General features: G+C 57.5%; 9 protein-coding genes and 1 pseudogene. 3 read left to right on the top strand and 7 right to left on the bottom strand.

The window, feature by feature from the left end; translation table 11 throughout:
• Nucleotides 1-283 (top strand): annotated as a pseudogene (locus FE784_RS41375) (hypothetical protein); the annotation flags it as partial.
• A 91-nt stretch (nucleotides 284-374) separates the two neighbouring features.
• On the opposite strand, the gene FE784_RS36975 reads toward FE784_RS41375, so the two are convergent.
• From FE784_RS36975 to FE784_RS36995, 5 genes are all read right to left on the bottom strand, one after another.
• Complete coding sequence (locus tag FE784_RS36975; protein ID WP_139607271.1) at nucleotides 375-1,520, bottom strand: serine hydrolase domain-containing protein; 1,146 nt, start codon at nucleotides 1,518-1,520, stop codon at nucleotides 375-377.
• A gap of 503 nt (nucleotides 1,521-2,023) precedes the next feature.
• A complete protein-coding gene (locus FE784_RS36980; RefSeq protein ID WP_139607272.1) occupies nucleotides 2,024-4,180 on the bottom strand; it encodes a hypothetical protein in 2,157 nt (718 codons plus the stop codon).
• A gap of 64 nt (nucleotides 4,181-4,244) precedes the next feature.
• Nucleotides 4,245-5,423 carry an ABC transporter permease gene (locus tag FE784_RS36985; protein ID WP_139607278.1) on the bottom strand — a complete coding sequence of 393 codons (1,179 nt, stop codon included), beginning with the start codon at nucleotides 5,421-5,423 and terminating at the stop codon, nucleotides 4,245-4,247.
• Nucleotides 5,420-6,130, bottom strand: a complete 711-nt coding sequence (locus FE784_RS36990; protein WP_139607319.1) for an ABC transporter ATP-binding protein — start codon at nucleotides 6,128-6,130, stop codon at nucleotides 5,420-5,422. Before FE784_RS36990 ends, FE784_RS36985 begins: the two co-directional genes overlap by 4 nt.
• Before the next feature lie 2 nt (nucleotides 6,131-6,132).
• Nucleotides 6,133-7,827, bottom strand: a complete 1,695-nt coding sequence (locus FE784_RS36995; protein ID WP_139607280.1) for an efflux RND transporter periplasmic adaptor subunit — start codon at nucleotides 7,825-7,827, stop codon at nucleotides 6,133-6,135.
• Between the two features lie 424 nt (nucleotides 7,828-8,251).
• Here FE784_RS36995 and FE784_RS37000 point away from each other — a divergent pair, with 424 nt between their 5' ends.
• Nucleotides 8,252-8,977, top strand: a complete 726-nt coding sequence (locus tag FE784_RS37000) for a ZIP family metal transporter (RefSeq protein WP_139607281.1) — start codon at nucleotides 8,252-8,254, stop codon at nucleotides 8,975-8,977.
• 79 nt (nucleotides 8,978-9,056) lie between these two features.
• Here FE784_RS37000 and FE784_RS37005 read toward each other — a convergent pair whose 3' ends face one another.
• Nucleotides 9,057-9,971: a nucleoside hydrolase gene (locus FE784_RS37005; RefSeq protein WP_246132359.1), complete on the bottom strand. Its 915-nt coding sequence runs from the start codon at nucleotides 9,969-9,971 to the stop codon at nucleotides 9,057-9,059.
• A gap of 154 nt (nucleotides 9,972-10,125) precedes the next feature.
• Between FE784_RS37005 and FE784_RS37010 the strand changes: the two genes are divergently transcribed.
• Nucleotides 10,126-10,902 (top strand): AraC family transcriptional regulator, encoded by a 777-nt coding sequence (locus tag FE784_RS37010; RefSeq protein WP_139607283.1) that lies wholly within the window; start codon nucleotides 10,126-10,128, stop codon nucleotides 10,900-10,902.
• Nucleotides 10,903-11,042: 140 nt separating this feature from the next.
• Here the strand turns inward: FE784_RS37010 and FE784_RS37015 are convergent, their stop codons facing one another.
• Nucleotides 11,043-11,846: a sugar phosphate isomerase/epimerase family protein gene (locus FE784_RS37015; RefSeq protein ID WP_139607285.1), complete on the bottom strand. Its 804-nt coding sequence runs from the start codon at nucleotides 11,844-11,846 to the stop codon at nucleotides 11,043-11,045.
• Between the last annotated feature and the right edge of the window lie 292 nt (nucleotides 11,847-12,138).

Genomic DNA, 12,138 nt, shown 5'->3' on the forward strand with positions numbered 1-12,138 from the left:
CGTCGTCAGCCTGCTAGTAAAGACTCAGTCCGAGCAGCTGAGCAAACAAGTAACCGAAGGCAAACTTACGCAGGAGCAAGCCGACAAGCGCAAAACCGAGCTGACCGACAACGCCACGAAACTCGTTAACGGAGAGCTGGGCGGCAAAGGGGAACTGGGCGGTAAAGGCGGCTTCCCGGGTGGCGGCAAAGGCGGTCCCGGGGGCAAAGGCACTGCCGGAGACGCAGGCGGTTCCCGTGGCAACGGCAAGGCCGGGACAACCGGCCAAGCAGTAACGAGCTGATAGGCAGGCATAGAGAAGGACGGTCAAGCGACCGTCCTTTCTTTACGTTTCAGCCAACCAAGCCTCTATCGATCTTCGTGGAATTGGCAAGCTAGACGGTGATCGCGCTCATCACGACATTGTTGAATAAATTTCTTGTGTACAGCTTCGTGGATTCAATCGATAAATATACCCACAGCACGCCGTATTCCGGTTCTACGAGAAGGCGGACGCCTCCGGCCCCTCCGTGGTCAAACGCCCTGGCCGTTCGCAAAGACCCGCTGTCATCCCGCTTCGGCCCCCTGACATTCCAGCCGTAGCCCCAGCTGGCTTCGACATAAACCTCGTCATTGCGTGCCGCGGGTACACCCGGAATCTGATTGGACACCATCTCGCCCACGGTTAACGGGCTTAAGATTCGCGTGTCCCCGTAAACGCCTTTATTTAAAAACATTTGCCCGTATATCGCCAAGTCCATAACCGTGGAATAAAGGCCTCCCGCCGCCGATGGCAACCGCATTTTATCCGGACTGGAATACCACTTGCCCCCGTAATGCTGATCATCCCGTTCGACCACCCGATCGAACCGGTCATCCGGGACGACGAAGAACGTGTCCTTCATGCCAAGAGGCTCGAAGATCCTCTCGGCAGCGTAATCGTGAAGCGACCTGCCGCTCAATCTTCTAATCAGTTCCCCAAGGAGCAAATATCCGTAATTGAAATATCGCATTTCCGTGCCCGGCGCCTTCCACAAAGGCGCTCCATATCCTCTGTGCAGCCTTTTATGGATATTCGGATGCTGCGTTGCTTCCGGTTCCGGGATCGCAGCTTGCCGCTCCTCTTCCTTCAACGAATGGTTATGTACGTCCTCGTCTCTCATACCCGCCGTGTGGGTCAACAAATGATGAATTTTGATCGAGTCCTTGCCCTCGCCGATAAATTCCGGAATATATTTGGAAACGGAATCCGTGAGCTCCAGCAAACCGTCTTCAACCAGTGTCATCATGCAGGTCGCCGTAACCGGCTTGCTCAAGGAGGCCAAAGGAAATATGGAATCTTTCGCCAATGCGGGCGAGCCCGGCTCCGGGGTTAACGGGCCGAACGCCTCGTGCGATACGATAACTCCGTTGCGGGCTACAAGCATCGCTGCAGCCGGAGCCGCCTTATTCTCCACCCATCCGGCGACCACCTTCTCCAAATGACGGATACGATCCGCCGACATCCCCGCTTCTTCGGGCCGCCCAAACGTTAGCTTCATTGCCCTGCCTCCCCTACGTCTAAGTTATCTGATTCAATAAACGCGATTCTGCACGATACGAATTCCACATATGAGCTTAAATACCTTCTTTACCCATAAGGAAAAGCACATCCATTGAATTAGTGAACCTCATTTACTCATGAGGGCGATTCGTTTAAGTAGCGTCGCTCCTGTCCGTTAGCTCGAGTTCCTGTGTCGGCTGTATCCCCGTCCTGCGCTTTGTTGCAGGCCATGCTCTGACTGAGTCACCTGCCACCTAAGTAGTAACAAACCGATTCGCTAATGGCGAAAACGGGCATGAAATCCGCAGATATGCGCAATGAAGCTAATGATGTTCACTATTGTTCAGTATGGGCCGTCCAAGTCCGCTCCAGCCTCCGAAAAGCTCACGTTGACAAGGACCCGACGTGCAACGCCTATGCCTATCGCCTCGAAGCAACTCCGATCATTCCGCGCGCAAAAAAAAGCGCGGCCCAAAGGCCACGCCGCGTTATCTCTTGGTTTTACCTGATCTCTCCGACTTTCCGTTTCACGATACCGTTCGGTGTATCCACGATTTCGTAAACGTTCACGTAGTTGGTGGAGTTGTATTGATTCAGCTTCAAATTCGTAAACGTAATGCTGTTGTCGCCGTCCAGCAGCTTGGTCGTGCCTTGGAACGGCAGCGTCTGGGTCGACAGCACGAGTCCGGACGAATCCTCGATCTCGAATTGCAGCTTCGATACCGACGCATCCGCGATAAGCTGCTCCTTGCGCTCCAAACCTACGTTGAAATTCATCGTGTACGAGAAGGTCGTGCCCAACTGGCCGACCAGCAAATCGGCGCTGTTGACCGTAATGCTGTACGGATAAACGTCCCAGACATCGTCCGCCGTATCGTCCTGCCCGATGGCCAGCTTGACGGAATGGAGCGGTATCGAATCGCTGCCGTTGTACAGCCGGAGCGCTACCGCTTGACCGTCCGCCGCCTCCGGCATGACGAACGAGTAGCTGACCATATAACTGCTGTTGGTAGCGAGCTGCGAGATGACGTTCGCCTGTCTTGTCCCCGTGTACACCAAGCCGTTCTCGCCCACGACATCCAAATTCAGCTCCGGCAGCGCATAGGCCGTATTGTCGAGATTGGTGATCTTCAGCTTCGCGACCGCCGTTTTGAACCCGTAGTTCTCATTGTCGTACAGCTTCAGCTCCGTAACGGCAATGTCAAGCTTCTTGTCGAGCGGCAGCTCGATCCGGTCGCCCAGCGTGTAGTCCGTTCCGGTTCCTTGATCGTATACTTCCGCTTTGCCCAATCCGGCAATCAGAACGGGCACCTTCGTGCCGGAGGAGGAGGCCGCGTTCGCCGAGCCGCTCGAAGCGGATCCGGTCGTTCCGCTTGCGCCCGTACCCGTGCTTGCACCCGAACCGCCGGTCGTGGCGTTATTCGTTCCGCCGTTTGCGTTTCTGGTCTCGAACAAGGCCAGTTGCAGCTCTTCGACCGATATTCCCTTCGGCAGCAAAGCGCTGAACGAGAAAACCTCGGTCTCCCCTTGAGACAAATAAGCCGCATGCGTATCCGAATCGGTCGCCGCGACCGTAACGCCCCCATTCGTCGACTGGTAAGAAGCGGACAAGCTCGGGACGGCCACGACGCGGCCGCCGTTGTTGCTTGCCGTAACGCCCACGCGAACCCACTGCCCGTCCCCGCTCTGCGAGACGATCGCCGACTCTACCTTGAGCGAGACGATTTCCTGTCCCTGGCTATCCGTGGTCGGACGCGAATCGCCGATGGCCGTTGCGGACGAGGCACCGCCCGTTCCAAGATCCAGGCTGTCCAGCACGGTCGCCTTTTCTCCGTTCATATAATAAAATTGCAGCGCCCAGCCTTCGGCCGATTCGGAATCGGGAATTTGCGCCTGAACGGTTACCCGTTGAGGCTTGCCCGGGAGAAGAGATTTGTCGGCACCGTCGATGGCCGTTACCGTCATCGTCTGCCCCCCGGCGTTCTCCAGCCGCATCTTCAAGCCGGCCGGCAAAGTGACGCCCGTATCGCCCAAATTGCCGGCGACCAGGTCGATATAAACGTTCCATTCCCCGTTCTCGTAGACGGTGTATTCGTTCCCGATGCGAAAGGACACTCGGGAATCGGCGGACAACGCACTGTCCATCGGCGCCAAAGGCACTATGGCTTCATGAGCCGCATCGGACGTCAGCAGCGCGTTCGCCACCGAGAAGGAGCCGAGATCCGTCATGGCTATACCCGATCCGTAGCTCCACGCAAATACCGTAACGCGCAGCTGCTCAGCCTGGCTGCCCTTCAGCACCCGCGACTCGTAGGCGAATTCCTGTTCTTTGCCGGACAGCACCCGCGCGCTTTGCGTACCGCTCAGCTGCGCCGAGTAGCTGTAGCCGTCGCTGTCCGTAACGCGAACGCCGTACTGGTTGTAATCTACGGACGAAGCCGAGCCGTTGTGCAGCTTGACCGCGAAACGCAGTATCGAATCTTCGGAGCCTTCGGACAAACGCACCTTCTCGAGTGTAAAGTAGACGGACTCGCTTACATATATGCCTTCCTTGCCGGCCTGCGCCGATATTGGCGCGAGGGCGAAGCACAGCAAGGCGAGGATGAGGACTGCCGTTCGCGCCGTGCGAAGCATGCCGCTTGCTCTCGTTGTCGTCATAGTCTTGTAAGACCTCCATGTCCTTGAAACGGCGACGCAAGCGCCAGTAGCGCGCCGCCGCTTCTTAATCAAATCGAAGCGCATCGATTGGTTTCAACCGCGATGCTTTGTTTGCGGGATACAGTCCGAAGATGACGCCCACCAATACGGAAAATAGCAGAGCATACAAGCCGAAATCGAGGGACAGCTTCGTCGGCTGATCCGGATTCACCATCGGCCAGCCCAGCGAGGCCCCAACCCCGAGCAGCAGGCCGAGCAGCCCGCCCAAGCCGCTGATCACGGTGGCTTCCATCAAAAATTGGGTCAGGATATGCCGGCGTTGGGCCCCGATCGATTTGCGGATGCCGATTTCCCTCGTCCGTTCGCTGACTGTAACGAGCATAATGTTCATAATGCCGATACCGCCTACGAGCAAGGAAATGAGGGCGACGCTGATCAGCTGGTTCGTCAGCGAGCTGGATGCCTCCTTGCGCGCATTCATCAGCTCATCCTGATTGGAGATGCGAAACCCGTTGCTGCTCTTGAACTTGCCGGTCAAAAACTGAGTGACTGTCGTCTGTGCGGCCGTCAGCTGATCGACCTCCGGCGCCTCGAGATAGGCCGTCCGGATTTGCCCCAGCTTGAACGTCCGGATCGCCGTTACGATCGGTACGATTACCGCGCTGTCGGGTGACGTTCCCCCGATGCTGGAGCCTTTCGGCGCGAGCTTCCCGACGATCGTGAAGACGATTCCGTCGATGTTGATCTCCTGACCGACCGGGTCGACCTTGCCGAACAGCGTCTTGGCCACCTCGCTGCCGATTACCGCCACCTGATTGCGAAATTCCACGTCGGCTTCGACGATTTCCCGGCCCGATTCGATTTCGGTCTTCATCAAGCTGAAATAGCGGTCGTTCGTACCGATCACGCTGTAGCTTTCCGATTCGCGATCGTATTTGACGTTTGCACCGCTTTTCGTCACCGTCGGGGCGATCGATTCGATCTCCGGCAATATTTCCAGCTCCATCAGTTCCTCGTAATCGAGCTGCTGGGCGCGGCCGTTGCCCATCAGGTTGACGACCAGCAGGTTCGTGCCCAAGCTTTCATACTGCTTCTCGATCTGTTCGGTCGTGCCTTGCCCGATCGAGACGAGCGTAATAACGGACGCCACGCCTATAATGACCCCGAGCATCGTGAGCAGCGTGCGCATCGGCTTGGCCGTAATCGTCCGGATGGCCATCGTGACGAGCTCCAGAATGTTCATGCCCGCTGCACCTCCTTGACCAGAGGACTGTTGCGCTTGTCGTCCACAATTTCGCCGTCCCTAATCGAGACGACCCGTTTGGCATTATCCGCGATGTGCAGATCGTGCGTAATGAGTACGATCGTATTCCCTTGCTCGTTCAAATGGATCATCAGCTCCAGCACTTCCGTTCCGGTCCTGGAATCGAGCGCCCCGGTCGGCTCGTCGGCGAGGAGTAGCGACGGGGAGCCGGCGAGCGCGCGGGCGATGGCGACCCGCTGCTGCTGCCCCCCGGACAGCTGGCTCGGCTTATGATCGATCCGCGGCCCCATGCCGAGCGACACGAGCATCCGCTTCGCCTGCTCCCTGCGCTCGCTTTTGCCGAGCCCGGCATAGATGAGCGGAAGCTCTACATTCTCCAGGGCGGTGAGCCGGGAGAGCAGATTGAACTGCTGAAAGATGAAGCCGATTTTTTTATTCCGGACGCTCGCCATCTGGCTGTCGTTCAATTTCTCGGTAGCGACGCCGTCCAGCGTATAAGTTCCGGAGGTAGGGGTATCCAGCAAGCCGATCGTGTTCATCAAGGTCGATTTCCCCGAGCCGCTCGGGCCTACGATGGCGACGAAATCGCCCTCGGCTACGCTCATCGAAACGCTTTTCAAAATCTGGATCTCTTCGGCACCCCGACCGTATGTTTTGTAAATATCGGTCAATTCGATAATGTTCATCGTCATCGACCACCTCCGCCAGCGCCGCCTCCGGCGCCACCGCCGGCACCGCCGCCCGGAGCCGCTCCGCCTCCCGCGCCTCCTCCCGGGAAGGTTCCGCCGCCGGGGAGGCCTTGCATCATTTGCTGTTGCTGCTGCTGATTGGTCGTGGTCGTATTCCGGCTCTTGGGAAGGACGACAACGTCGCCTTCGTTTAATCCGCCGGTTACCTCTATCGCCGTTTTGCTCTGAATTCCGGTCTGGATCGCCACGTTTTCTTCGGTCGTGCCGTCGGCCCGCTTCACGGTAACGGTCGTCGTTCCGCGCTGACGCCGGATCGCCTCGATCGGAATCGTCAGCACGTTCTGCTTGTCTTGGATGAGCACCTGCGCCGTTCCGGTCATCCCGTATTTCAGCAGCTGGTCTTTATTGTCCACCGCCACGACCGCATCGTAATAGGTCACGCCGTTCGTCGTCGTCCCGACCGTCGACACCTGCAGCACTTCGCCCTGAAACGTTCTGCCGGATATGGCGTCGACCGTTACTTCCGCCTTCAGGCCGGGCTTGATGTTGACCAAATCCAGCTCGTCGACCTGAATCGGCAGCGTCATCACGTCGAGACTCGCCACGGCGCCGAACAAATTGCCCGACGTTACCGTTGCCCCGACCGGAAAATTGGCCAGTACATTCGTCCTCTGGTTGGCGAAATCGGTTGAAAACACGCCGTCGAACGGCGCCTTGATCGTCAAATCGTCGACTTTCTGCTGCGCCGATTCGACCGTCCGCAGTTGACGCTCGATGCTGGCCTGCTTGGCCGTAATCGACTCGTCCAGCGTGTCGTTGACGATGATTGCGATCAGATCGCCCGCCTGAACGGTATCTCCGTCCTTCTTCTTCATCTCCGAGACCGTTCCCGACGTTCCGGACAGCAGGACGACCGTTTGCAGCGCCTCCAGCTTGCCGGTTCCTTTCCCCTTCAGCTCCCGGCCGCCCGCGATAACCGTGCCGGACGCCTCCAGGTCCGCCGCCAGCGTTCCGTCGTTTTCGACCGCAACGGTCACCTCGACCAGCCGGTTGCCGGAGGCGTCGGCTTTCACCGTCTGCCCGACCGATTGAACGGTGCCCGTCTTGGTCAAGGAGAAGCCCGTAAACGCCAGATCGACTTCATCCCCGGATATAAATTGCGCAGCCTCCTCCAAAGCGAAGGGAAGCTTGACCGTCAGCTTCGAAACGACCGCAACGGTGCCGAGCTTCGCCGACTTGCTGACCGAGGAGCCGACATCCAAATTATTGAGCGCGAGCTTGCCGCCTGCGGGAGCCGAGATTCGTAAGTTCTGCTTTTGCTTGAGCAATTCTTGCAGATCCTGCTGCAGCGTCTCCAGCGTAGTTTGGGCGTCCTTCAAGCTCGCCTCGAGCGTGCTGTTGGAAATCTCGACCAGAATATCGCCCTGCTTGACCGATTGGCTCCGGGTCAAATTCATCGTCTTGATCGTCCCGTCGGCCGTAGCCGCGATGTTTTGCAGGTTTTGCGTGGAAAATTGCGAGGTGCCCGACACGGAGAGCCTGATGTTGCCTTTCTGAACCTTGGCCGTCGATTCCACGCTTTGGGCCGCGGTCGTCGTACGATCCGATTTGACGAAATAATAAGTGCCTCCGCCACCCAGAACGACAATTACCGCAGCAACGACAGCCCATTTGACCGCACGTTTCATTGCCATGATTCCTCTTCCTTCCCAGTGAGCCGGTATTATTCCAGACGCATCGCTTATGCTTCTTCCTTAACTATAAGGCCGGGTGCCCGGAGCGTCCTTAATTGGGACTGAGCGTTACCTGAAAGTTTGCTGAAAGGGGCAACTCCGTCATTTCGGCCTCCACTTCCCTCCACCGCCTGTCCTAACGTTGGTACCGTGTCCGGCCCCTTTTCCCATTTTGCATGCCATTCTGCTGTTGCGGCCCGGCATATAAATGTCGTTCTACTGTTCGCGAGTACCAGCAGGGAACACAAAAAGACCCCGTTCGCCCTTGTAGGCGTTCGGAGTCTTGATTGCGGCGTGCCGATGATCCGCGTCCGATCTTACGGACATGTTAGCGGCACAGGCACATATGCTTTACTATGAGGTCTGATCTTGTCCCGGAGGTGCCATGAATACGTTTTTGCTGCTCGCTGCCTGTTCTTCCTTATGCACCTTGATCGGCGCTCTTCCTTCTTTGTTTCTCCGCGACATTTCCCACCGCGGCAAAGACGTGCTGCTCGCCTACACGGCCGGCATCATGGTCGCGGCTTCCACCTATGGGCTTCTGCCTTCCGCTCTCAAGCTTTCCAACATGTATGTGTTGACCGTGGGCATTCTGCTCGGGGCGATGCTGCTCACGGTTATGGAGCTGTACATTCCCCATGCCGATCCGTCCCACTCGAATACGCGGTCCGACGAACGTCATAGCCTGCTGCTCATCGCCATGCTGCTGCACAATTTGCCCGAGGGCTTCTCCACGGGAATCAGCTTGGCCAGCGGCGACACCGACATGGGCACGCTCGTCGCGACGGCCATCGGCCTGCAAAATATTCCGGAGGGCTTCCTCGTCTCCCTGTTTCTCGTAACGCGGCGGACGGGAATGGGCAAAACGTTCCTGTACTCCTCGGCCATCGCCGCGACGGAGTGGGCGACCGCTTGCCTCGGGTATTATTTCGGCACGGAGCTGCGTCTGCTCATTCCTTACGGACTGGCCTTCGCCGGAGGAGCCATGCTATACGTCGTCTACAAGGAGCTTATCCCGGAAAGCCATGGCGACGGCCATGAAATCCCCGCCACCTTCGCCTTCATCATAGGAACGCTAACGATGATCGGGCTCGTGGAGTGGCTGGGCTGACTTTCCCAGGAGGAGGGGCGCAGCCGCCCCTTGATTCCTCTGCCGACGAACGTCTTGCCTTTCTCGCGGAACAAATCGCTCAACCCAGCTTGCCAAACAAATCCTTGAACACGCGGTCCCTTTGAATATAATGAACGTAACGGACAAAATGGCGCGACGCGTCGAAGCTCCACCGGAACTGCTCGGAGAGCAGCGGGCTGTGCACGAGCTCATTGGGCATCCATGAGCCGTCGATCAAATAAGCGATCGCCGAAATATCCCAGATGACGCGGGAATACCCTACATGGTCTTTGTTGCAGTTCTCGAACGTCTCGTACAAATACGCGCCGATCGGACCTTTGTCCTTGACGTAGTCCCGGACCTCCGACAGCGTCGTCTGCAAATGCGAGGCAACGCCGAGGCAAGGGATCAGCACGAGCGGCACGCCGCAGTCCAGAACCGTGCGGGTCGCGTGCAAATCCTGATGCAGATTGAATTCCCGCGCGGTCGGCCAGTGCAGGGCATGCCCGCCGAGCCACACGACGACGATTTTTTCAATGATCCGAGGCTCTAGCAAAATGGCGGACGCGACGTTCGTAATCGCTCCGATCGCCACGACGTACAGCGGATCGTCATCGGGGGTGGCCATGGCGCGCTCTACGAGATTCCGGGCCGCCGCGCTTTCCACGGGGACGTCCGGACCGGGCAAATAAGCTTCGGACCCGCGGTAAATCGGGACATCGGACATTTCCGGGAGATGGGTGCGGATTTGAAGCAGCTCCTGATAGCTCTTCTCCATGCCGTCCTGCGGCCCGGTCGACAGCTTATTGTGAAAAGGCACCGCATAGAACGCTTCGACCTGAAGCTGCTCCGGCGATTTCATCGCATACACGACGGCGAACTGATCGTCGATTTCATTAAATGTGTCGGTGTCGAGCACCATACGCACTTTGCGCTTCGGATGGGCCAGCCGCTGCAGCAGCTTTTCTTGCGATAGTTTCGGAAAATCGACCACGGTACTATTCCTCCTAGTAATGGATCATTTGTTATATCGGGCTAAAGCTCACATTCATCTTACACTAGCTGCTGCACCCCATATTTCATGATTGGGCGCATTGTTTATACGATGTGGCTATCCTCGGGTAAGACCCGGAAAGGAGGAGCGTTCCATGCTTGCTCAAGTGGATTTCATTTTTCACGCTTTGCGGCCGCTCCGCACGTACATGCCGATGCATCGGCATCGCTGCTACGAACTGGTCTATTATAGAACGGGATCGGGGTTTACCCGTTTGGACGATGTCGAATACCGGTACGAGCCCCATACGTACACGATCATTCCGGCCGGTATGCCGCACGACGAGAGACGGGCCGAGGATACCGACGTCATCTTCATCGGCTTCAGCTTGGCCAGCCGCGAGCTGCCTCCGTTGCAGCAGGGGCTGTTCCAGGATACCCCGGATTCGACCGTTCTCGGCTTGCTTCTCGGCATGAAGGCGGAGATGCAGGAGAAGAACGCGTATTATGCCCAGAAGCTCAATTTGCGGATCAGCGAAATTCTCATCGAGCATCTGCGCTCGGTCACGACCGGAGAGTCGAGCCGACCGGACGACAATCTGCTCTATGCCCGCACGTTTATGGACGAGAATTACAATCAGAAAATATCCGTCGAGGAGCTGGCCGACATGGCCGGCTACAGCTACCATCATTTCCGCCATTTGTTCAAGAAGCGATTCGGCGTCTCGCCGATCCATTATTTGATGGACAAGCGGCTGGAGAAGGCGCGCAGCCTGCTCCGCTACACGGAGCTGTCCGTCACCTCCGTGGCGATGGAGTGCGGATTTTCCAACGACGCCCAGTTTTGCACGATTTTCAAGCGGGAAATCGGCGAGACGCCCCGCGCCTTCCGGCAGAACGGATACCGCAGCACGCTAGCCAGCCTGACGTAGCCGACGATACCGATATCGGAACGGCAATAGATAGAGGGAAGGCGGCGATAGATGACCCGCCGCAGCGCACCGGACTCTCCACGAAAAAACACCCCCGCTCCGCAATCGGAGCGAGGGTGCTCGGCACTTGACTATAACTTCTATTCAGAACGGTTAACGGAGTCGAGCAAAGCGTTCAACGCCGCCGCATCCTGCATAAATTGCTCCGGCTCGTTGTTCCGTACGAATTCGAGCAGCACGGACCTCCGCTGGCCCAGCTGCCGGATAATGTCCAGGTAGCCTCTCCATTCATCGACGCCTTCCCGCAGGGGCAGACGTTCTCTCGCGACCAGATGGAATACGTGAATCGTCGACAGCCAAGGCAAAATCCGCTTAAGCCCTTCGGACCGCTGCTCAGCCGTCTCGTCCAGCGCCGCCTGCCAGCAGCTGCGGACATGCGGAGAGGCGATCTGCTCCATTAGCCGGACGGTCGAGTCGACCGTATCCGTCAGCGTATTGTTGTGGAACTCGAAATCGACGGTAAGCCCGTGCGCAGACGCCTGTTCGGCAATACGCCGCGCGTCCTCTACCGTCCGTCCGCGCACCTCTTCGTCCGCTTGTGCGGAACCCAACCTTCCCGCCCATACCCGGATGGACGGCGCACCCAGCTCCAGCGCGCTTTCCAATACCCGGTCGAACTGTCCGGCCGGCTCATCGCCGACACGGTAATAAGAAGCGTAGCCGGATACCTGCAATCCGGCCTCTGCCGTCATTCGCGCCGTATCACGGGCAACGCCGCTCTCGCCGGGCGGCACGTGGACGTCGCTTCCCCATTCGATGAGCTGCAAGCCCGCCTTGGCGGTCAACTCTATGATTTCCTTAGCCTGCAATTGCCGGAACGTGACCGACAGCATGCCTCCGACAAATAACGGTTCGTTCCCCATCGTCGCTATCTTCTCCCTCATCCTTTGATTCGTCCTTGCTGCGGCTTGCTTGAATGCACGGTGAACGACTCTCTAGCAAGACCGACCTGCAAAACGCAACGGAAGCTCGGCCCTTGGCAGCGGACTGGAAAATATGCAGTTATTTTCAGATAAAAAGCGATATTCGCAGAAATGACTGGAAATCATAAGGCTGTTGAAAAAGTCTGCAAAGAGAGGAAGCGTCGGAGACAAGAGGTGGGGGAATGCGCTCCACATCCGTTAAAATCGTGTTGTCTTATAAGATTTTAGCGGTTACAACACGATTTTAAAGTCA

Origin of the sequence: Paenibacillus hemerocallicola (genome assembly GCF_006265175.1) — a bacterium.
In the GTDB taxonomy this organism is placed as follows: domain Bacteria; phylum Bacillota; class Bacilli; order Paenibacillales; family NBRC-103111; genus Paenibacillus_AB; species Paenibacillus_AB hemerocallicola.

Excerpts from the sequence above, each read along its gene's own strand:
- FE784_RS36975 (WP_139607271.1), bottom strand. The coding sequence starts at position 1,520 with ATGAAGCTAACGTTTGGGCGGCCCGAAGAAGCGGGGATGTCGGCGGAT.
- FE784_RS36980 (WP_139607272.1), bottom strand. The coding sequence starts at position 4,180 with ATGACGACAACGAGAGCAAGCGGCATGCTTCGCACGGCGCGAACGGCA.
- FE784_RS36985 (WP_139607278.1), bottom strand. The coding sequence starts at position 5,423 with ATGAACATTCTGGAGCTCGTCACGATGGCCATCCGGACGATTACGGCC.
- FE784_RS36990 (WP_139607319.1), bottom strand. The coding sequence starts at position 6,130 with ATGAACATTATCGAATTGACCGATATTTACAAAACATACGGTCGGGGT.
- FE784_RS36995 (WP_139607280.1), bottom strand. The coding sequence starts at position 7,827 with ATGGCAATGAAACGTGCGGTCAAATGGGCTGTCGTTGCTGCGGTAATT.
- FE784_RS37000 (WP_139607281.1), top strand. The coding sequence starts at position 8,252 with ATGAATACGTTTTTGCTGCTCGCTGCCTGTTCTTCCTTATGCACCTTG.
- FE784_RS37010 (WP_139607283.1), top strand. The coding sequence starts at position 10,126 with ATGCTTGCTCAAGTGGATTTCATTTTTCACGCTTTGCGGCCGCTCCGC.
- FE784_RS37015 (WP_139607285.1), bottom strand. The coding sequence starts at position 11,846 with ATGAGGGAGAAGATAGCGACGATGGGGAACGAACCGTTATTTGTCGGA.